Genomic DNA, 19,412 nt, shown 5'->3' on the forward strand with positions numbered 1-19,412 from the left:
AGCAAAAGCAAATGAAATTTTCACATGCATGGATTGAGAAAAACCCCTGGCTGCTGATCGCCCTGGTCACGGTGGTGATCAGCATCGGCGGCGCCGTCGAGATCGTCCCCCTGTTCTTCCAGAAGAGCACGACGGAGCCCGTCGCCGGCCTGAAGCCGTATTCGCCGCTGCGCCTGGCGGGCCGCGATATCTACGTGCGCGAAGGCTGCTACAACTGCCACTCGCAGATGGTGCGTCCGCTGCGCGCGGAAACGGAACGCTATGGCCACTATTCGGTCGCCGGCGAGTTCGTCTACGACCGTCCGTTCCAGTGGGGTTCCAAGCGCACGGGGCCGGACCTGGCCCGCGTGGGCGCCCGCTACAGCGACGAATGGCACCGCACGCACCTGAACAACCCGCGCGACGTCGTGCCCGAGTCGAACATGCCGGCCTACCCCTGGCTGGCGAAGACCAAGCTGGTACCCGACGACATCATGCCGAAGATGCGTGCCCTGAAGCGCCTGGGCCAGCCGTACAGCGATGCGGAGATCGCCGCCGGCCCCGCGCAGCTGCAGGACAAGACGGAAGAAGACGCCCTGGTCGCCTATCTGCAGGGCCTCGGTACATTAATCAAAACAAGGAATTAGCATGGCTATCGAAAACCTGTTTGACAGCGCCAGCAGCGTCATGACGGTGGTTTCCTTTACCACCTTCGTCGGCATCCTGTGGTGGACATTCAGCCGCAGCAACAGCGACTTCGACGCGGCGGCGCGCCTGCCGTTCGCCGACGAGGCGCTCGACTACGCGGCCGATGTTGCGCCAGCACAAGAGGAGCGCAACCATGGCTGACTTTACCAATGGCTTCTGGAATATCTACATCGTCGTGCTGTCCCTGCTGGGCATCATCGGCTGCGGCGTGCTGCTGTACTCGCAGTCGAAGGTGAAAGTGGCCGCCGGCGCCCCCGCCGACGGCACCACGGGCCACGTCTGGGACGAGGACTTGAAGGAACTCAACACGCCGATGCCGCGCTGGTGGATGTGGCTGTTCTACATCACCATCGTCTTCGCGCTGGCCTACCTGTTCCTGTATCCGGGCCTGGGCACGTACGCAGGCAGCCTGGGCTGGAAATCCACGGGCCAGTACGAGGAAGAGCTGAAAAAGGCGGAAGCCGAATACGGCCCCCTGTTCAACAAGTACCTGGGCCAGGACTTGAAGACGGTGGCCGCCGATCCGCAGGCGCAAGCCATCGGCCAGCGCCTGTTCCTCACCTACTGCGCGCAATGCCACGGTTCGGATGCGCGCGGCAACAAGGGCTTCCCCAACCTGACGGACAGGGACTGGCTGTATGGCGGCGAACCCGACGTCATCAAGACCACCATCATGCACGGGCGCAATGGGCAAATGCCGCCGATGGGCGCTGCGCTCGGCTCCGAGCAGGATGTCGAGAACGTGGCCCACTACGTGCTGAGCCTGTCCGGCTCCACCTCGGACCCCGTCAAGTCCGTGCTGGGCAAGGCCAAGTTCGGCGCCTGCATGGCTTGTCACGGTGCCGATGCGAAGGGCAACCAGATGCTGGGCGCGCCCAACCTGACGGACAAGATCTGGCTGTACGGCGGCAGCGCCGATACCATCATGGAAACCATCCGCAAGGGGCGCAACAACACCATGCCGGCCTTCAGCGATTTCCTCGGGGAATCGAAAGTGCACGTGCTGTCAGCCTATGTCTGGAGCCTGTCGAATCCCCAGACGCCCGTGAAATGACGTAATGGAACCTCAAGTCATCAAGATGTATGCGGCCCGCGAGCAAATCTACCCTCGCGAGGCCAAAGGACGCTACGCTACCTGGCGATGGGTATGCGTCTGGCTTACCCAGCTGGCGTTCTACGGCTTGCCGTGGCTGACCTGGAATGGCAGGCAAGCCCTGCTGTTCGATTTGACCACGCGCAAGTTCTACATTTTTGGCGTCGTGCTGTGGCCCCAGGATTTCATCTACCTGGCGGCCCTGCTGATCATCTGTGCCTATCTGCTGTTCCTCGTCACGGCCATTGCGGGACGGGTGTGGTGCGGGTTTTCCTGCCCGCAAACGGTGTACACGGAAATCTTCCTGTGGGTCGAACGCAAGATCGAGGGCACGCGCAGCGCGCGCATGGCCCTCGACAAGCAGGGCCCTTCGCTGCGCAAGACGGCCAAGAAGACGGCCAAGCACCTGGCATGGGGCGCCATCGCCCTGTGGACGGGCTTTACCTTCGTCGGCTACTTCACGCCCATCAAGGAACTGGCGCACGAAGTGACCACCCTGAACTTCGGTCCGTGGGAATGGTTCTGGGTGCTGTTCTACAGCCTGGCCACCTACGGCAACGCGGGCTGGCTGCGCGAGCAGGTGTGCAAGTACATGTGCCCCTACGCGCGCTTCCAGAGCGCCATGTTCGACCAGGACACCCTGATCATCACCTACGATGCCAAGCGGGGCGAACCGCGCGGCGCGCTGAACAAGAAGGCGCCCGATGCCAAGCTGGGCGACTGCATCGACTGCACCCTGTGCGTGCAGGTGTGTCCGACCGGCATCGATATCCGCAACGGCCTGCAGTATGAATGCATCGGCTGCGCCGCCTGCGTGGATGCCTGCAACAGCGTGATGGACAAGGTCGACCGGCCCCGTGGCCTGGTACGCTACAGTACCGACCACGCGATGGAAAACAACTTCAACTCGCAGCAGATCCGCCGGCGCGCCATGCGCCCGCGCGTGCTGATCTACACGTCCATCCTGGCCCTGATCATCATCGCCGTGTGTACCTCGCTGGCCCTGCGCACGCCGTTGAAGATGGACGTGATCCGCGACCGCGGTTCCATGGGACGCGAAGTGGAGGACGGCATGATCGAAAACGTCTACCGCCTGCAGATCATGAACACCTCGGAGCAAAGCCAGCATTTCAGGATCAGCGTCTCCGGCTTGCCGGGCCTGACCCTGCTGACGCGCGACGAAGTGACCCTGCAGCCGACGGAAACCCTGGGCTGGCCCATCCGCCTGCGCGTGCCGCACGGCGTGGGCGAGAAGGGTTCGAACAAGATTGCCATCGAACTGCAATCGCTGGACGACCCGTCGCTGCATGTGCGGGAAAACGCGGTCTTCATCGTGCCACGTTAGAAGGAAAGGCGGACGGGGAGCGGGTGCCCTCGCCGCCGCCACCAAGTTGCAGGAAGGTCAGTCCCCGCATGGGGACCGGCCGTTTACACAGGAGAAATACCATGTCCGACAGTCTCAAGCTGCAAGCTCCCGTTGCCCCGTGGTACAAGCATCGCTGGCCATGGCTGCTGATGATCGGCCCCGGCCTGTCCGTCGTCGTCGGCAGCTGCATGGCGTATATCGCGTTTACGCAGCCCGACGCGCTGGTGGTGGGCGATTACTACAAGCAGGGCAAGGCCATCAACCAGGACTTGCGGCGCGATACGGTCGCCAGCAACCTGGCGATGGATACGCGCCTGTCCTACGACGTGGCGCAGGCGCGCCTGAGCGGCTCCGTGCACAGCTTCGGCAAGGCTTACCAGGCGCCCTTGCAGCTGCACCTGGCGCATGCGACGTTGCCGGAGAAGGATATCAGGCTGCTGGTGCAGCCCGATGCGGCCGGCAATTTCTCGGTGGCCCTGCCGATGCTCGAGCGCAGCCGCTGGCAGGTGCTGGTGGAAAACGACAAGCGCGAATGGCGCCTGTCCGGCATCTGGACCTGGCCCCTGCAGCGCAGCATCGCGCTGCACGCGGACGAGGAACTGTAGACCTATTTGCAGGTATCCGTGCCGGCCGTGATGGCTTTCAATTTCGCGGGCTGCAGGATTTCAATTTCGCGGTTGGAGACGCGCAGCCAGCCTTCCTTCTTGAATTTCGACAAGAGCCGGCTGACGCTCTCGATGGTCAGTCCCAAGTAATTGCCGATTTCCTCGCGCGACATGCGCAGCTGGAAATTGCTGCCCGAATAGCCCCGCGCCTCGTAGCGCGACGCCAGGTTGACAATGAAGGCGGCAAAGCGCTGCGTCGCCTGCATATTGCCCAGCAACAGCATGACGCTTTGCTCGCGCGTGATTTCCTGGCTCATCATGCGGTGAAAATGCCGCAGCAGGGTGGGCATATTGCCCAGCAATTGTTCCAGGCTGGAAAACGGGATTTCACACACTTCGCTGTCTTCCAGCGCCACGGCATTGCAGTGGTGGCGGTCGGCGCTGATGGCGTCCATGCCCAGCAGTTCGCCGGCCATCTGGAAACCCGTCACCTGTTCTTCGCCGCCCGGATTGATCTGGTACGTCTTGAAGTGGCCCAGGCGGATGGCGTACAGGTTCTGGAACGAGTCGCCGATGCGGAACAGCGAGGCGCCGCGCGCGACCTTGCGGCGGCGGCCGATGATCTGGTCGAGCCGGTCCATGTCGCCCACGTCGAGTCCCATCGGCAGGCACAATTGATGCATGCTGCACGTCGAGCAGCGCGCACGCAACGCTTCCACGTTCACGGCGGGCACGGCTGGAGAGAGTAGCGCTTCTGTCATGTCAGACCCTTTTAGAAAATGCAATAACAAGTTTACTGCATAGTGCGTTGCCATGTGCCAATTTCACCGCAATTCACCGTAATTTCGCTGAATAAACGACGTCCGGCATTTAATTTTATGGCAACATCGTCAAAAGCCCGTTCCAGCGCGGAAAATTACGCGGCCTGCGCTTGCCAAGTTGAAGTATTGATAGGAAAATTCCTGACAGCATTATCTGCCGCCTGTGCCTCCGGGTACTCAAAGGAAATCATGAAGCCTCTCGGCATTAAAGCAAAAGTCGCGCTGGCCACCAGCCTGACCTCGATCGCCATGATCGCCGTGGTCACCGTGGTGCAGGTCAAGCACATGCGCGACGATTTCACGCAAGTGCTGCTGAGCCAGCAAACGGCGCTGATCGAGCGCACGGCCGAGGAGCTCGACGACAAGCTGGCCATGCTGCTCGACATCATCACCCAGACGGCGCGCCACCAGCCGCCCGCCCTGATGGCCGACGCCGGCGCATTGCGCGACTACTACACGCAGCGCGCCATGCTGGCCCTGTTCGACGACGTGCTCGTGCTCGATACGCAGGGCAAGGTGGTGGCCAACGTGCCCGAGGTGCAGGGGCGCAACGGCACCGACGTGGCCGACCGCGGCTATTTCCAGACCGTCATGCGCACCAGGCAGGCCATGATCACGGAGCCGATGCTGGGCAAGACCAGCCATTTGCCCATCGTGCAGATGGTCGCCCCTGTGCTGGACAACAACGGCGAGGTGGCCGGCATCGTCATCGGCGTGCTGCGCCTGTACAAGGACAACATGCTGGGGCGTTTGCGCACGGCCAAGGTGGGCAAGAGCGGCTATTTTTTCATCCTCACGCGCGAAGCCGTGCCCCGCTACGTGCTGCATCCCGACGCCAGCCGCCTGCTGCAGCCGCGCGCGGCGGGCGCCAACGTCGTCACCACGCAGCTGCTCAAGGAAGACGGCGAAGGCAGCATGGTCAGCACCAACAGCCGCGGCATCACGGGCGTCAACAGCTTCAAGCGCTTGAAGTCGGTGAACTGGCTGCTGGCCGCCTCGCTGCCCGTGGCCGATGCCTTCGAACCGTTCGACGGCGTGCTGTCGCGACTGGTGCTGTGGAGCATCTGCGCCTCGCTGCTGGCCGCGGCCGTGCTGGGCTGGGTCACCGTGCGCCTGCTGTCGCCCCTGGTGCGCCTGCGCGACACGCTGCTGTCGCTGCGCGCCTCGGGCAAGCGCTTTACCCCCGTGCCGGTGCAGCAGCGCGACGAGATCGGCGAGCTGACGGACGCGTTCAACGGCCTGATGAGCGAGCGCGACCGGCTGCAGCAGGAAGTCGAGGCGCGCGCCCTGGAGCTGGAGCAGGAACGCGACCGCGCCGAGGCGGCCAACCGCGCCAAGAGCGACTTCGTGGCCAACATGAGCCATGAAATCCGCACGCCCCTGAACGCCGTGCTGGGCATGGTGTATCTGCTGGGAAATACCAAGCTCAACATCGAACAGCGCAAGTACCTGACCATGGTACGCGTGGCGGGGCAGTCCCTGTTGGGCATCCTCAACGATGTGCTCGATTTTTCCAAGATCGAGGCGCGCCGCATGGACTTGTCGCCCGTCGAATTCGACCTCGACGAGGTCATGAATACGCTGGCCACGACGATGACCATGAACGCGGGCGAGAAAGAGCTGGAACTGGCCATCGCCGTCGAGCCCGACGTGCCGCGCCGCCTCGTCGGCGACGCCCAGCGCCTGCAGCAAATCCTCGTCAACCTGGCCGGCAATGCCATCAAGTTTACCGAGAGCGGCGAAGTGGTGGTGGCCGTCAGCCTGGCCGACGGCAGCCAGGAACGGGCCTGGCTGCGCTTCGAGGTGCGCGACACGGGCATCGGCATGACGACCCAGCAGCAGGCCCAGCTGTTCACGGCCTTTTCCCAGGGCGACCAGAGCATCACGCGGCGCTTCGGCGGCACGGGCCTGGGCCTGGCCATCAGCAAGCACCTGATCCACATGATGGGCGGCGAAATCGCCGTCGCCAGCAGCGAAGGCAAGGGCAGCCGCTTCTGGTTCAGCGTGCCGTTCGAGGTGCTGGCGCAGCCGGCCGAAGCGCGCCGCACGCCCACCCTGGGACCGCTGCGCCTGCTGGTGGCCGACGACAACCGCACCACGCGCGAACTGATCGTCAAGCTCATCCATGCCTGGGGCTGGAATGCGGACGAGGTGGACTCGGGCTTTGCCGCCATCGAGCTGTACCGCGAACGCCTGGCGCAGCAGCAGCCCTACGACGTGGTGCTGGCCGACTGGCACATGCCCGTCATGGATGGCCTGGCCACGGCCAAGGCCATCCGGCAAGCCGCGTCCGGCCAGCGCCAGCCCATCGTGGTGATGGTCAACGCCTTCGCGCGCAACCACCTGGAAGAAATCTCCAGCGCGGCCGAGGCCGATGTCGTGCTGATGAAGCCCATCACGGGATCGAGCCTGTTCGATGCCCTGCACCAGGCGCTGATCGCGCAGAACGACGGCGGCGAACAGCGCATGCTGCACCAGCCGCTGGGCACGGAACTGGCCGGCGTGCACTTCCTGCTGGTGGAAGACAATCATTTGAACCAGGCCGTGGCACGCGGCATCCTCGAGCACATGGGCGCCACCCTGGACGTGGTGGGCGACGGCTTGCAGGCCGTGGAACGGCTGCGCATGGAAGCGCTGCGCTACGACATCGTGCTGATGGACATGCAGATGCCCGTCATGGACGGTTTCAGCGCCACCCAGCTGATCCGCACGGAGCTGCGCCTGCAGCTGCCCGTGATCGCCATGACGGCCGGCGTGCTGGCGTCCGAACGCGAACGCTGCATGTCGGCCGGCATTACCGACTTCATCGCCAAGCCCGTCGTGGTGGAGGAAATGATGGAAGTGATCAACCGGCACCTGCCCAAGCGGCCGCCCGCGCAGCCGGCCAGCGCCGCACCGCCCGTCGATGACGAGGTGTTTACCATGGCGCCGCTGATGCGCGTGATGGGCCGCGACGCGAAAGGCCGCGGGGTGCTGCGGCGCATGGTGGAAGATGCGCTGAACAAGGGCATGACGCCCGTGCGCGATGCCGAAACGGCGCTGCAGGCGGGCCGCCACAGCGAGGTGGCGCGCATCCTGCACGGCTTGCGCGGCTCCGTGGGCACGCTGGGCACGAAACGCCTGATCCGCGCCGCCTTCGCCACCGAGGAAGCCATCGATGCGGGCCGCCACGACGAGGTGCCGGCGCTGCTGTCGGGGGCGGGGGAGGAGCTGGAACTGGCGCTGGCCGCGGCGCGCGAATGGCTGTCCAGGCTGGAGGATTAGGCCTGCAACGTAAGGCCGGGGTCAGACCCATCGGGTCTGACCCCGGAACTTTGCTCAGCGTCGCCGTTTACGCGGGCACGCCCAGGATCACGCTGGACGCCTTGAAGATGGCCGTCACGCTGCTGCCGATGGCGATGCCCAGGTCGGCGCTGCTCTGGTTCGTGATGATGGCGGCAATCGTGCCGCCGCGGGGCAGGTCCAGCACCACTTCCGTGTTGACGGCGCCCGTCTGCACGCGCGTGACGGTGCCGGCCAATTGGTTGCGCGCCGAAAAGCGCGCGCCTGCGCTGTCGGCCACGAGGATGATGGACGAGGCCTTGATCAGCGCAAACGCTTCCGCGCCCGGCGCCAGGCCCAGGCTGGCGCTGCTGCCCTGCGTGACGACGGCAACGATCTGCTGGCCGCCCGGCAATTCCAGGGTGACTTCATCGTTGACGGCACCCTGTTTCAGTTCAGTAACCTTGCCCAGGAATTGATTGCGTGCGGTGGTTTTCATGGCCATTCTCCGTATGAGTAAAAGATCGTCGGCGATGCCTTCCGCCTGGCTGCCCAGCTGGCGCAGGTAGCGGGCATGCTCACGCTCGATGATACGGAAATTGTCGACCAGCTGGCGTCCCCGTTGCGTCAGCCGCGTGCCGCCGCCGCCCTTGCCGCCCGTCAGGCGCTCGACCAGCGGTTCGCCGGCCAGGTTGTTCATGGCGTCGATGGCGTCCCAGGCCGCCTTGTAGCTCATCTTGACGAGCTTGGCCGCCTGCGTGATGGAGCCGCACTCGGCGATGGCGCCCAGCAATTCCACGCGCCCGGCCCCTCCCAGGTGCTCGCCGCCCACCGTCATCCATACCGAGCCCTGCAGGCCGATTTCCGCTGTCGCCGATTTATCCAATGCGTTCACCCAATGCCGTATTTTCTTCCATGCTGTCAATTTGTCCGTCGCGCAAGTAAAGCACATGTTCGCCCAGGATGCGCGCATCTTCCGGATCATGTGTGATCAGGATCATGGGCACGTCCAGGCGCTGCTGCCACTGGCTCAGTTCCAGGCGCATTTTGACACGCAGGGCGGGATCGAGGGCGGCAAACGGCTCGTCGAGCAGCAGCGCGGCCGGCTCGGCCACGAGTGCCCTTGCCAGCGCCACCCTTTGGCGCTGGCCGCCGGACAACTCGTCGGGGAACTGGTGCGCCAGCTCCTGCAGGTGAAACGCATCGAGCCAGTGGTCGACCTTCTGCAGTTTTTCGCGCGCGCGGGGGTTGAACCAGCCCCGCGCCAGGCCGAAGCCCACGTTCTGGCGCACCGTCAGGTGCGGGAACAGGGCGTAGTCCTGGAACAGGTAGGCCACGTTGCGCTGCTGCGGCGGCAAATTGATGCCGGCGGCCGAATCGAACAGGGTGCGCCCATTGAGGCGGATATGGCCGGCGTCCGGGGTAAAGAGTCCGGCAATGGCTTTCAGGGTCATGCTCTTGCCGGCCCCGGACGGGCCATACACGGCGATGCGCTGGCTGTGCGACGTGCATTGCACGTGCATGTCGAAACGGCGTTTGCCGGAGCGCAAGGTGGCGCGAAGGTCGAGGTCGAGTTGCATGGGCGTCATTTGTGAACGATGCGCCCGGGCGCCAGGCGGCCAGCCGACAGCAGCACCACGATACACACGATGGAGGTGATCAGCACGAGGGTGTTGGCGACGTCGTCCTGGCCCGCCTGCACGGCTTCATACACGGCCACGGACAGGGTCTGCGTCTTGCCGGGAATGCTGCCGGCCACCATCAGGGTGGCGCCGAACTCGCCCAGCGCGCGCACGAAGCCCAGCAGCACGCCGGCGAGGATGCCGCGCCAGGCCAGCGGCAGGGTCACGCGGAAGAAAATCGCCATTTCCGAGATGCCCAGCACGCGGGCGGCCTGTTCCAGCTGGCCGTCGACGGCCTCGAAGGCGGCGCGCGCGGGCTTGAAGACGAGGGGAAAGGCGACCACCGTGGAAGCGATGACGGCGCCCTGCCACGTAAAGATCAGGTTGATGCCGAAGTTGTCCTGCAGCCAGATGCCGAGGGTGCCGCGGCGGCCCAGCAGCACCAGCAGGTAATAGCCGAGCACGGTGGGCGGCATCACCATGGGCAGGGTCAGGAGGGCGTCGAGCAGCTCGCGCCCGGGAAAGCGAGTGCGCGCCAGGAGATAGCCCGTACCGATGCCGAGCAGCAAATTGAGCGCCGTGGCCCACGCCGCCACCTTCAGCGACAGGGCCAGCGCGGTCCAGGCAATATCCATGCGGGCGCGGTGGCGTTAGGGTTTCTTGAAGCCGTACTTGGCCAGGATGGCTTGCGCCGGCGCCGTCTGCAGGTAGCTGACGAAACGCTTCGCTTCGGCCTGGTTGGCGCTGTCCTTGATGGTGGCGATCGGGTACAGCACGGGCGCCTCCAGCGGCACTTCCAGCACCACGTTGACTTTATCCTTCATGATGGCCGCGTCGGTGCCATACACGAAGCCCGCATCGACTTCGCCGCGCGCCACGTAATCGAGCGACTGGCGCACGTTCTGCGTGCTGATGGCTTTCGACTGCACGGCGTCCCACAGTTTCGCCTTCTTCAGCGCGCCTTCCGAATAGCGGCCGACGGGCACGCTGGCCGGATTGGCGATGGCCACGCGGGTCACGCCCTTCTGCGTCAGGTCGGCCAGCGCCTTGATGCCCAGCTTGCTGTCATGCGGCACGATCAGCACCAGGCTGTTGCTGACGAAGTCGTGACGGTCGGCCGGCAGCACCAGGCCCTGCTTTTGCGCCGCATCCATGGTTTCCTGGTCGGCCGAGGCAAACACGTCGACGGGCGCGCCCTTGACGATCTGCTGCAGCAGCACGCCCGAGGCGGCGAAGTTCAGGGACACCTTGCTGCCCGGATACTGCGCCTCATAGCCCTGCGCCGCATCCTTGAACGCATTCGTCAGGCTGGCCGCGGCCGACACCACCACTTCGCCGGCAAGGGCGGACGAGGCGGCGATGGCGAGGAGGGCGGTGCCGAGGAGCTTGGCGAGGGAAGTGAGGCGCATGGTCGTATCCTTAAAGAGAAGAGAACAAGGACCGTAATATACACTGAGATATAGCGTTCTGCCATGGCGCAAGTCAAACAATCGGGATTTGAGAAATATGAAATTATCGGGGAAAAACCATCGATGAGCTTGCCGTCAGTACCATCGAGGAAAAGTGGTGGTGTCGTTCATGACCACATGGTTTCTATATTATCTGAAGATATTTCCAAATCTCAAAGGCATCCAGCAAGTGGCGAGCAAGGACAAGTAGTGATCATTGCCATTGACACCAAGGAACGTGTCGTGTTTACGCAAGTTCAACTATGCGCTCAGCATTTCCACATTGAGAATGAACTTCAACTCGGGGAAGCAACGCGCAGAAGCGTATAAGGTGAGTGGCATTCAGCCACATTTGTTCATCCCCGGCAGCGATGCCCACATCCAGAGCATCTCTAGGGGAGTGCGGTGAATAATCGCTCAACCTCATTATGGAAAACGTCAATGTAGCCATTAATATGGCAGTGGAGGGCTAAAATAATTAACCGTTTGGAATTACTGCAAGAGATTACTAAAGCATGGACTTATATCTAGAAAGTCTTGCGCTCACTTTCTTCGACGGTGCGTGAGCAAAAATTGGTAAATAAATACATTACGATGAAAAAAGATTTTCTATTTTTTTATGAAACCTGCTGCAGCCCAATCTGCAGCTATACCTTTAAATCCCTTTCAATAATATTATTTAAAAAATTACCCAGAGGCTGCAAATATAATGGATTATTATTCAACAACCAAATTACAATTTTTGGTGTATGGCTAGTTTTTCTGAAAATATGTCTGGCAGATGAAATTTTTGTAAAAACTTCTGCTAATTTATCGGCAGCATTTTTTTCCTTATTGGCTTCATCCATAATAATATTTTTTACCATTTCCTCATTACATTTTTCGCCCAAATCTAATAGGACAGAAGCAATTGCAGTAGGATCTAAAACATAATCTTCAAGCATTGTTTTTTCCAGAAATCGAAGAATTCCAGAAGATTCATTTTCTATTTTTTCACATTCCGCCGAAGTTTTGTTTTCGCGATCTAACAAAATTCCCACCATTGGAGGAACCAATGCCGATGAAGAACTTAAACGTTTATATATTTTTGCCACCTCCGCAGCTGATATGCCCTTTTTCTTATCAAAAGTACCAGTATGTTCTACCCTAAGTACCGCAGTCCCTGCTGCTAGCTGGGGACAAAAGAACTGCAATAGTTCGGGAATCACTAACTCTTCAGTCTGTCCTTCTACCCATAATACACGGTCTCGACCATGTAAATCCGTCATGCGAATACCCAAATCTGATAGCTCAACTCGAAGATCTGCAACACCGATACCTGGGACTTGTCGAACAGTAGTTTGTCCGGTGAAAGATGAAAACATAGTTACCCACGTAGGTTTAATAGCTGTTAGTACCTCGGCGGAATGAGCTGTAAGAATATATTGATGATTCTTTCCTTCTGCCGCTAATATCTGCAATAGTTCTCGCAGAGCTCTAGGGTGTAGAAACGAATTTGGTTCGTCAATTGCAATAACTTGTGGCCGTCTCGCTGTTTTTACGACGTAAAGTATAGCAAGCACATTGCCAATACCTGTTCCCATTTGATGAAGCGGTATTGCTAGGTCATCACGACGATCTTGAGGTTTGCATGGAAGACACTCAATTCCCCATTGATTATTATCAACGATGGGAGCTTGCACCCAATTTATAGATGGAAAAATACGGTTCACCCAAGCACACAATTCGCTATGTCCGTGCGCATCGCTAGCTTGTAGCTGACTTAAGCAGAATGCTAAATTGTTCGCATCCGGTGCAAGAGCAACGGGTAAGTTAGTAAAACCAGATTTACCTGTTGAATTTCTTTGTGCCGAAAATCGATAAAAAAATCTTTTAAATATTTCATTGAATTTCAGAGGAACAGGGTGCCCTGTAAAATTTACTACTCGACAAATTGGAAAGTCATTTTTCCCAGAAGAGTAAGTTAATTGCAAAACATGTGTACTTGCTTGTTGATTGTAAGCAACATTAGACGACAAACCAAATGTCGTTTTAACTGAAATTTGCAAATAATCACGGAAATCTAAGTTAATAACAATTTCAGGACTACCGGATATTAATCGAAAGGCTCCTTCGGCATGATCCATTCCGAGAATCCTATCTTTAAAGTCAATAGGGATTGGTATCATTACTTCATCGCCACAAAGCTCCCTCAATTCAGAAATCGAAGTTTCTATAGAAACTTGTAGGCTACTATGCACACGGGACTCTAGAACTGCTCCGTACGTAGGCAAACTTAAAGACGAACGATGTGGCACTGATCGTCCTTGCACTAAGTCCAACGCTTCAAGCAATGTTGTTTTTCCAGAATTGTTCGCACCAAGAAATAAGTTAAAGCCTTCCCCTATTTCAACTTTTCTTCTCTCATAAAAAGATTTATAATTTTCGATAAAAATTGATTTAAGTTGCATATGTTTAAATTTTTAGAAAAATAGCATCATTGATTATAAATTTTTTTGGAATAAAAATTCATACCTCAAAATTTAATAATCTCAATTAATAAAATTGAAAAATCTTAGATGAATTCATTAACAGCAAAATATTTCATAAAACAGTATTGGAAAGCAATTTTATTGCATTTATCCGGCTAAAAATCTAAAATAATTTAAGACATTGATGTCGGCATGTCCTGTCCCTCATCCCTGCGCGCATAGCGCTGCGCGATCACGGCGCAGATCATCAACTGAATCTGATGGAACAGCATCAGCGGCAGGATCACCATGCCCAGCGAGTGGGTGGCGAACAGCACCTTGGCCATGGGCACGCCGCTGGCCAGGCTTTTCTTCGAGCCGCAGAAGACGATGGCGATCTCGTCTTCCTTGGAAAAGCCCAGGCGGCGGCTGATGAATGTCATCAGGCCCAGCACCAGCGCCAGCAGCACGATGCTGAACACGCCCAGGGCCACCAGGGTTTCCACCGAAATCGTGTGCCACAGACCTTCGCTGACGGCTTCGCTGAAGGCCGTGTAGACCACCAGCAGGATCGAGCCCTGGTCGACGAATTTCAGCATGGCCTTATGGCGGTCCACCCAGCGGCCGATCCAGCGGCGCAGGAACTGGCCGGCGAGGAAAGGCAGCAGCAGCTGCATGACGATGGACAGCACGGCATCGACCGAGGACTTGCTTTCCGCGCCTTTCGCCACCAGCAAGCCGACGAGAATCGGCGCGAGGAAGATGCCGATGAAATTCGAGGCCGAGGCGCTGCAGATGGCGGCCGGCACGTTGCCGCGCGCCATGGCCGTCAAGGCGATCGACGATTGCACGGTCGAGGGCAGGGCGCACAGGAACAGGATGCCCACGTACAGGTCGGGCGTGAGGAAGGTCAGCGCCAGCGGGCGCAGGGCCAGGCCCAGCAGGGGGAACAGGACAAAGGTGCTGACCAGTACCAGCAAGTGCAAGCGCCAGTGCATGATGCCGGCCACCACGGCTTCGCGCGACAGCTTGGCGCCATGCAGGAAGAACAGGGCGCCGATGGCAACGGTGGTGATATTGCCGAAGACCACGGCCGTCTGGCCCGTGCAGGGCAGGAAACTGGCCAGTGCCACGGTGACGAGCAGGGCGATGGTGAAATTATCGGGTTTCAGATTGCGCAGCAGGGCAGCGGGAGAGAAAGAAGACATGCAGTAGCCTGGTAGCGGCGCAGCCGTGCAACGCTGTGCCAGGGATGATGGAGCGCCGGAAACGACGCCTTTGCTGGCTATTCTACCGTTGAACTCGATTCCTCATCGGTAAACATCATGCGCGGGGAATGCCGGGAGAGCACTACGAAACCCATGCAGATTCCCCGGGATTCATCTAAAAAGAAACAAAATTTGCATAATCGAAATATTTTCATAGATAAATAAATAATGCTAATTTACACTGGTTCGTTTTAAAAATTATAACGAGATCTAGGGCTAATATGTATAAGTTATCTATTCTTTTGGCAGCACTGGTATTGACTGGCTGCGCATCCGTCGCAGGCGAAAAATTTCAACCTGTTTCCATCCAAACCATCCATGACAGCAAGGAAGTGTCCGGCATAGGCTGCAATCTCAGCAACGACGCCGGCAACTGGTTCGTTGTCAGCCCGGGCAGCGTCATGGTGCACAAGAGCACGGGCGACATGATCATTGACTGCAAGAAGGGCAATCTGTCGGGAAATTCGACCCTGGTATCGAAATCGAACGGCGCCGTGTGGGGCAATATTCTGTTGGGCGGCGGCATCGGCTACATCGTCGACCGGAATACGGGAGCGGGATTTGATTATCCCCCGACGACAACCATCCAGATGCGCGATATTGCCATCGTGCCGGAGACAGCGCTGCCCCCGCAAGCGGCTGCCGAAACCGTCAAGACCAACTGAAGCAGGCAAAAAAAATGCCCTGTCCGCAGACAGGGCAACCCGGAGTAAAGTACAGCGCGAGAGCGATTAGCCGGCGGCTTTGACTTTCAGTTCGTTCTTGATTTCTTTCACGCCGCTCACGGAAGCAACGATCTGCACGACGCGGTCACCCGCTTCGGCGCTCGGCACGTCGCCCGACAGGACCACGACGCCTTGCTGGGTTGCTACCTTGACTGGCAGGGTGGCGGCTTGCGCATCGGCGCTCAGGGCGGCCTTGGCCGAGGAGGTGATGGTTTCATCAGGGACGGCTGCGGCAGCGTTGGCGGCCACGACGGTGTCAGCAGGAGCTTGTGCTTTTGGTGCGGAGTCAGCTGCATGCGAAGCGGTGATCGAGGCGCCCGACAGAACGATAGCGGCAACCAGGGTATTGAACAGTTTCGATGTTTGCATGGTAGTTCCTCTCAATGAAGTTAAAAGCTTCTTACTTGGTTAAAGCAACACTTTGGAGCGTCACATCTACCCATACAGCAAGCACCGTGCCAGCTTTTAATTTTCATTGAAAATCAACGACTTACATTCATTCCGGATTTTTTCCGCGCTTTTCCCGCCGATCCGGCCCGGAAAACCGGGCTTTTTGTCGCCTGACAGCGACAAGGTATAGCAACAATATCAATGTTTTACAATAAGTACTTGATTCGTAAGACTTTATTTTTGTCGCTATTCAGCGACAGGGTCGCCGTCGGCCCGGAACAGGGCCGGCGTCAGCTCGTATTTCTGCAGTAAACGGTAGAACTCCGTGCGGTTGCGGTCGGCCAGGCGGGCCGCGTCGGCCACGTTGCCGTCCGTCAGGCGCAGCAGCTGGATCAGGTAGTCGCGCTCGAAGCGCTGCTTCGCTTCGTTATAGCTGAGCGCTTCCAGCGACGGCACGCGCAAGGCACGCTGCACCAGGCTCAAGGGCACCAGCGGCGCCGTGGCCAGCGCGCACACTTGCTCGACGACATTGACCAGCTGGCGCACATTGCCGGGCCATGGCGCGGCCACCAGGGCCGTGAGGGCATCGGGGGCGAAGCCGTTCAGGGGCTTCTGGTACTTAGCCGCCAGTTTCTGCAGGAAATGGTTGGCCAGCAGGGCGATGTCTTCGCGGCGCTCGGCCAGCGGCGGCAGGGTCAAGGTGACGACGTTGAGGCGGTAATACAGGTCTTCTCGAAATTGCCCTTCCGTCATCGCCACGTCCAGGTCGCGGTGCGTGGCGGACAGCAGGCGCACGTCCACGGGGCGCGTCTGGTCGGCGCCCACGGGGCGCACGGCCCGCTCCTGCAGGACGCGCAGCAGTTTCACCTGCAGCGGCAGGGGCATGTCGCCGATCTCATCCAAGAACAGGGTGCCGCCATCGGCCGCCTGGAACAAGCCTTCGCGGTTGCCGACGGCCCCCGTGAACGAGCCCTTCACGTGGCCGAACAGTTCCGATTCCAGCAGCTGCTCGGGGATGGCGCCGCAGTTGACGGCGATAAACGGCGCCTTGGCGCGGCGGCTGGCGTTGTGCAGGGCGCGCGCCAGCAATTCCTTGCCCGTGCCGCTGGGGCCGCGGATCAAAATGCTGGCATCCGACCCCGCCACCAGCTTCGCTTCGGCCAGCAGCTCGGCCATCTGCGCGCTGCGGCTGATCAGCTCGGCGCGCCAGCTCTCGTCGCTGGAGGCGGCGGCCGGCATGACGGTGGACAGGTTGACGGCGTACGCCACCTTTTCCATGAGCAACTTGCCATCGAACGGCTTCGTCAGGTAGGCGAACGCGCCGCGCGCCGTGGCCTCGACGGCATCGGGAATGGTGCCGTGCGCCGTCAGCAGGATGACGGGCAGGGCCGAGTGCTGGCGGCGGATTTCGTCGAACAGGGCCAGGCCGTCGCGGCCCGGCAATTGCACGTCGGTAATGACCAGGGATGGCAATTCCACGGCCAGGCGCGCCAGCGCCGCTTCCGCGCTGCCCACGGCCGTGACGCGGTAATTGCCCGCCTTCAGGCGGATGGTCAGCAGGCGCAGCAGGTCGGGGTCGTCGTCGACCAGCAGGATGTGGGCGTGCTCGCTCATTTCGGCGCTCCCGCAGCGGGACGCACGGACAGGCTGCGCTCGATATTCTTCAGCGCCTCGAGCTTTTCATTGAGCTGGTCGATGCGCCGCTGGGCGTCGCGCAGCTGCGTGTTGAGCTTGTCGATGCTGTCTTCCTGGCGGCGCAGTTCCGCGTACTGGCTGCTGAGCAATTGCGCCAGCGGCGCCAACAGCTGCGCATCCTTGCCCGTCGCCGTCAGCAGCGGCTCCAGCAGCGCCTGGGCGCGGGCCAGGTCGCCCGTGCCGCGCACGGCCGCCTGCAGCATGGCGCGGCGGATGGTGTTCTGCGGCGCGCTGTCCGCCTTGGCCAGGTCCAGCTGCGCCTTCACCAGTTCCGCCGGCGTCATCAGGCGCAGGCTGGCCTGGTAGGCCAGCAGCTCGGTCAGCTGGGGATCGGCCACGACCACGACGCGCGGCGGCGTCTGCACCAGCACGGGCGTCTGGGTAGCGGGCTTGCTGGCGCAGCCGCCCAGGAGCAGCGCGCAGGCGGCCATGGCGGCCACGGGAATTCTCGTCATCATAAGGGCAGTTCTATCCGAAAATGTGCGCCGGCCTGGCGCGGTAAAAGAGTGACGCTGCCATCGTGGGCGGCAATGTATTCGCGCACGATGGACAGGCCGATGCCATTGCCGTTACGCGCGCCGGTGGCCTGGCGCACGCCCTGATAAAACGGCTCGAAGATGCGCTCGGTATCCTCGGGCGCCACGCCGGCACCTTCGTCGCTGCAGTCGATGCGCGCCCGGCCCGCCTCGCAGGCCAGGCTGAAGCGCACAGTGCCGCCCTCCGGGCTGAAGCGCACGGCGTTCGACAGGATGTTCGCCAGGGCCGTGGCCAGCTTGTCGCGGTCCGCCTGCACGATCAGCGATTCGCCCTGTACCTCCACCGTCAGGCGGCGCGCCTGCCACTGCAAACGCTGGCCCGCCACCACATCGTGCAGCAGGACCAGCAAGTCCACCTTGCTGTGCGCCAGATGCTGGGCATCGAAGGCGGCGGTATTGTAGCGCAGCAAGTCTTCGATCTGGGTTTGCAGGGACGCCGTATTCTGCTGCAGGATGCCGGCGATTTCGCGCTGGCCATCGCTGAGCTTGCCCGCCACCTCGTCTTCCAGCAGGGCCACGCCTTCGCGCAGGGCCGCCAGCGGCGTCTTCAGTTCGTGCGAGATATGGCGCAGGAAACGTTCCTTGTCCGCGTCCAGGTCCGCCAGGCGCTGGCGCAGCCAGTCCAGCTGCTGTCCCAGGCGGCGCGTGTCGGCCGGGCCGCCGACGACGATGGGCTGGTCGTAGCGCTTGTCGCCGAGGCGCCCGATGGCCGTCTCGATGCGGCGTAGCGGACGCGACAATAGAAAACCGAAGCAGGTAGCCAGCACGGCCGCCAGCAGCACGGCGCCGGCCACCAGCGCCCCCAGCATGCCGCGCTGGCGTTCCAGCTCCACCAGCAGGGCATCGTTGCGGCTGCCGATTTCCGTCTTGCTCTCGCGCGCCAGGGTGTCATTGATCTGCGTCATGCGGGCAAAGGCCCGGTACACGACGGCGTGGCCATCGCGCTTGCGGCGCTTGCCGGCCTGCAAGACTTCCCACGCCGCCTGCGCCTGCGCCGTCCACTCGTCGGCCAGCTGGGTGGCGAACTCGGGCGTGGCGCGGTTCAGCACCTGCAGGGCGGCCTGCGCTTCCGCGCGGGCGGCCGCGTAGCGTTCGCGGAAGACGGGGTCGTCCAGCACGAGGAACTGGCGCGCGCTGCGCTCCATGGCCAGGGTGCGTTCGGACAGGCGCTGCGACTGTTCCGTCAGGGTAATCGCCTGCGCCGCCGTCTCGCGTCCCAGCCGCGCCAGGTGTTCCAGGGTGAGCAGGGCTTGCACGGACGTGGCCGTCAAGATGCCGGCCGTCAGGATGAAGGCGGCGAATAACAGTTGGCGAAAGGAAAGTCTGGACAAGGTACGGCCTTCGGTGCAGTCGGCAAGGGGAAAAGGCGCATGGTACGCTAAGCCTGCAGACGGGGTCGCCGCCTGCCGCAAAGTGGCCGATCTTACAATATTTCCGCCAGTTGT

General features: G+C 60.7%; 19 protein-coding genes. 8 read left to right on the top strand and 11 right to left on the bottom strand.

Features of this window, described 5'->3' with window-relative positions:
• The first annotated feature begins 11 nt into the window (after window positions 1-11).
• The 5 genes from ccoO to EBS11_RS17780 all read left to right on the top strand — a co-directional run bounded on the left by ccoO (window position 12) and on the right by EBS11_RS17780 (window position 3,751).
• Complete coding sequence (gene ccoO / locus EBS11_RS17760; RefSeq protein ID WP_290604861.1) at window positions 12-626, top strand: cytochrome-c oxidase, cbb3-type subunit II; 615 nt, start codon at window positions 12-14, stop codon at window positions 624-626.
• 1 nt (window position 627) lies between these two features.
• On the top strand, window positions 628-828 hold the full coding sequence (locus tag EBS11_RS17765; protein WP_290604863.1) for a cbb3-type cytochrome c oxidase subunit 3: 201 nt from the start codon (window positions 628-630) through the stop codon (window positions 826-828).
• Entirely contained in the window at window positions 821-1,741 is a 921-nt protein-coding gene (gene ccoP, locus EBS11_RS17770; RefSeq protein WP_290604865.1) for a cytochrome-c oxidase, cbb3-type subunit III, read from the top strand. The genes EBS11_RS17765 and ccoP overlap by 8 nt, the downstream gene beginning before the upstream one ends.
• Before the next feature lie 4 nt (window positions 1,742-1,745).
• Window positions 1,746-3,125, top strand: a complete 1,380-nt coding sequence (ccoG, locus tag EBS11_RS17775; RefSeq protein ID WP_290604867.1) for a cytochrome c oxidase accessory protein CcoG — start codon at window positions 1,746-1,748, stop codon at window positions 3,123-3,125.
• 101 nt (window positions 3,126-3,226) lie between these two features.
• On the top strand, window positions 3,227-3,751 hold the full coding sequence (locus EBS11_RS17780) for a FixH family protein (RefSeq protein WP_290604869.1): 525 nt from the start codon (window positions 3,227-3,229) through the stop codon (window positions 3,749-3,751).
• Between the two features lie 2 nt (window positions 3,752-3,753).
• Here EBS11_RS17780 and fnr read toward each other — a convergent pair whose 3' ends face one another.
• The gene (gene fnr, locus EBS11_RS17785; protein ID WP_290604871.1) at window positions 3,754-4,512 is read right to left on the bottom strand and encodes a fumarate/nitrate reduction transcriptional regulator Fnr; all 759 of its coding nucleotides are present in this window, start codon (window positions 4,510-4,512) and stop codon (window positions 3,754-3,756) included.
• Between the two features lie 249 nt (window positions 4,513-4,761).
• Between fnr and EBS11_RS17790 the strand changes: the two genes are divergently transcribed.
• Window positions 4,762-7,836, top strand: coding sequence for a response regulator (locus EBS11_RS17790; protein ID WP_290604873.1), 3,075 nt, complete (start codon window positions 4,762-4,764; stop codon window positions 7,834-7,836).
• A 67-nt stretch (window positions 7,837-7,903) separates the two neighbouring features.
• Here the strand turns inward: EBS11_RS17790 and EBS11_RS17795 are convergent, their stop codons facing one another.
• The 4 genes from EBS11_RS17795 to modA are packed head-to-tail and all read right to left on the bottom strand — an operon-like array spanning window position 7,904 to window position 10,864.
• Window positions 7,904-8,671, bottom strand: a complete 768-nt coding sequence (locus EBS11_RS17795; protein WP_290604910.1) for a TOBE domain-containing protein — start codon at window positions 8,669-8,671, stop codon at window positions 7,904-7,906.
• Window positions 8,672-8,711: 40 nt separating this feature from the next.
• Complete coding sequence (locus tag EBS11_RS17800; protein WP_290604874.1) at window positions 8,712-9,413, bottom strand: ATP-binding cassette domain-containing protein; 702 nt, start codon at window positions 9,411-9,413, stop codon at window positions 8,712-8,714.
• 5 nt (window positions 9,414-9,418) lie between these two features.
• Window positions 9,419-10,090 carry a molybdate ABC transporter permease subunit gene (gene modB / locus EBS11_RS17805; protein WP_290604876.1) on the bottom strand — a complete coding sequence of 224 codons (672 nt, stop codon included), beginning with the start codon at window positions 10,088-10,090 and terminating at the stop codon, window positions 9,419-9,421.
• A 15-nt stretch (window positions 10,091-10,105) separates the two neighbouring features.
• Window positions 10,106-10,864 (bottom strand): molybdate ABC transporter substrate-binding protein, encoded by a 759-nt coding sequence (gene modA / locus EBS11_RS17810; protein ID WP_290604878.1) that lies wholly within the window; start codon window positions 10,862-10,864, stop codon window positions 10,106-10,108.
• Window positions 10,865-10,927: 63 nt separating this feature from the next.
• On the opposite strand from modA, the gene EBS11_RS17815 reads away from it, so the two are divergent.
• On the top strand, window positions 10,928-11,233 hold the full coding sequence (locus EBS11_RS17815; protein ID WP_290604880.1) for a hypothetical protein: 306 nt from the start codon (window positions 10,928-10,930) through the stop codon (window positions 11,231-11,233).
• 317 nt (window positions 11,234-11,550) lie between these two features.
• On the opposite strand, the gene EBS11_RS17820 is transcribed toward EBS11_RS17815, so the two are convergent.
• Window positions 11,551-13,353: an AAA family ATPase gene (locus EBS11_RS17820; protein WP_290604882.1), complete on the bottom strand. Its 1,803-nt coding sequence runs from the start codon at window positions 13,351-13,353 to the stop codon at window positions 11,551-11,553.
• A 194-nt stretch (window positions 13,354-13,547) separates the two neighbouring features.
• Window positions 13,548-14,561: a bile acid:sodium symporter family protein gene (locus EBS11_RS17825; protein WP_290604884.1), complete on the bottom strand. Its 1,014-nt coding sequence runs from the start codon at window positions 14,559-14,561 to the stop codon at window positions 13,548-13,550.
• 317 nt (window positions 14,562-14,878) lie between these two features.
• Between EBS11_RS17825 and EBS11_RS17830 the strand changes: the two genes are divergently transcribed.
• Window positions 14,879-15,286 (top strand): hypothetical protein, encoded by a 408-nt coding sequence (locus EBS11_RS17830; RefSeq protein WP_290604886.1) that lies wholly within the window; start codon window positions 14,879-14,881, stop codon window positions 15,284-15,286.
• A gap of 66 nt (window positions 15,287-15,352) precedes the next feature.
• On the opposite strand, the gene EBS11_RS17835 is transcribed toward EBS11_RS17830, so the two are convergent.
• The 4 genes from EBS11_RS17835 to EBS11_RS17850 all read right to left on the bottom strand — a co-directional run bounded on the left by EBS11_RS17835 (window position 15,353) and on the right by EBS11_RS17850 (window position 19,298).
• On the bottom strand, window positions 15,353-15,715 hold the full coding sequence (locus EBS11_RS17835; protein WP_290604888.1) for a BON domain-containing protein: 363 nt from the start codon (window positions 15,713-15,715) through the stop codon (window positions 15,353-15,355).
• Between the two features lie 267 nt (window positions 15,716-15,982).
• A complete protein-coding gene (locus EBS11_RS17840; RefSeq protein WP_290604890.1) occupies window positions 15,983-17,350 on the bottom strand; it encodes a sigma 54-interacting transcriptional regulator in 1,368 nt (455 codons plus the stop codon).
• Window positions 17,347-17,889, bottom strand: coding sequence for a hypothetical protein (locus tag EBS11_RS17845; protein ID WP_290604892.1), 543 nt, complete (start codon window positions 17,887-17,889; stop codon window positions 17,347-17,349). The genes EBS11_RS17840 and EBS11_RS17845 overlap by 4 nt, the downstream gene beginning before the upstream one ends.
• Window positions 17,886-19,298 (bottom strand): ATP-binding protein, encoded by a 1,413-nt coding sequence (locus EBS11_RS17850; RefSeq protein WP_290604894.1) that lies wholly within the window; start codon window positions 19,296-19,298, stop codon window positions 17,886-17,888. Before EBS11_RS17850 ends, EBS11_RS17845 begins: the two co-directional genes overlap by 4 nt.
• Window positions 19,299-19,412: the final 114 nt, after the last annotated feature.

Source organism: Janthinobacterium sp., from assembly GCF_009923995.1.
Taxonomy (GTDB): domain Bacteria; phylum Pseudomonadota; class Gammaproteobacteria; order Burkholderiales; family Burkholderiaceae_D; genus Janthinobacterium.

Excerpts from the sequence above, each read along its gene's own strand:
- EBS11_RS17780 (WP_290604869.1), top strand. The coding sequence starts at position 3,227 with ATGTCCGACAGTCTCAAGCTGCAAGCTCCCGTTGCCCCGTGGTACAAG.
- EBS11_RS17820 (WP_290604882.1), bottom strand. The coding sequence starts at position 13,353 with ATGCAACTTAAATCAATTTTTATCGAAAATTATAAATCTTTTTATGAG.
- EBS11_RS17795 (WP_290604910.1), bottom strand. The coding sequence starts at position 8,671 with ATGACGGTGGGCGGCGAGCACCTGGGAGGGGCCGGGCGCGTGGAATTG.
- EBS11_RS17815 (WP_290604880.1), top strand. The coding sequence starts at position 10,928 with ATGGCGCAAGTCAAACAATCGGGATTTGAGAAATATGAAATTATCGGG.
- EBS11_RS17790 (WP_290604873.1), top strand. The coding sequence starts at position 4,762 with ATGAAGCCTCTCGGCATTAAAGCAAAAGTCGCGCTGGCCACCAGCCTG.
- EBS11_RS17835 (WP_290604888.1), bottom strand. The coding sequence starts at position 15,715 with ATGCAAACATCGAAACTGTTCAATACCCTGGTTGCCGCTATCGTTCTG.
- modA (WP_290604878.1), bottom strand. The coding sequence starts at position 10,864 with ATGCGCCTCACTTCCCTCGCCAAGCTCCTCGGCACCGCCCTCCTCGCC.
- fnr (WP_290604871.1), bottom strand. The coding sequence starts at position 4,512 with ATGACAGAAGCGCTACTCTCTCCAGCCGTGCCCGCCGTGAACGTGGAA.
- EBS11_RS17800 (WP_290604874.1), bottom strand. The coding sequence starts at position 9,413 with ATGCAACTCGACCTCGACCTTCGCGCCACCTTGCGCTCCGGCAAACGC.
- ccoO (WP_290604861.1), top strand. The coding sequence starts at position 12 with ATGAAATTTTCACATGCATGGATTGAGAAAAACCCCTGGCTGCTGATC.
- ccoG (WP_290604867.1), top strand. The coding sequence starts at position 1,746 with ATGGAACCTCAAGTCATCAAGATGTATGCGGCCCGCGAGCAAATCTAC.
- EBS11_RS17765 (WP_290604863.1), top strand. The coding sequence starts at position 628 with ATGGCTATCGAAAACCTGTTTGACAGCGCCAGCAGCGTCATGACGGTG.
- modB (WP_290604876.1), bottom strand. The coding sequence starts at position 10,090 with ATGGATATTGCCTGGACCGCGCTGGCCCTGTCGCTGAAGGTGGCGGCG.
- EBS11_RS17840 (WP_290604890.1), bottom strand. The coding sequence starts at position 17,350 with ATGAGCGAGCACGCCCACATCCTGCTGGTCGACGACGACCCCGACCTG.
- EBS11_RS17845 (WP_290604892.1), bottom strand. The coding sequence starts at position 17,889 with ATGATGACGAGAATTCCCGTGGCCGCCATGGCCGCCTGCGCGCTGCTC.
- ccoP (WP_290604865.1), top strand. The coding sequence starts at position 821 with ATGGCTGACTTTACCAATGGCTTCTGGAATATCTACATCGTCGTGCTG.
- EBS11_RS17825 (WP_290604884.1), bottom strand. The coding sequence starts at position 14,561 with ATGTCTTCTTTCTCTCCCGCTGCCCTGCTGCGCAATCTGAAACCCGAT.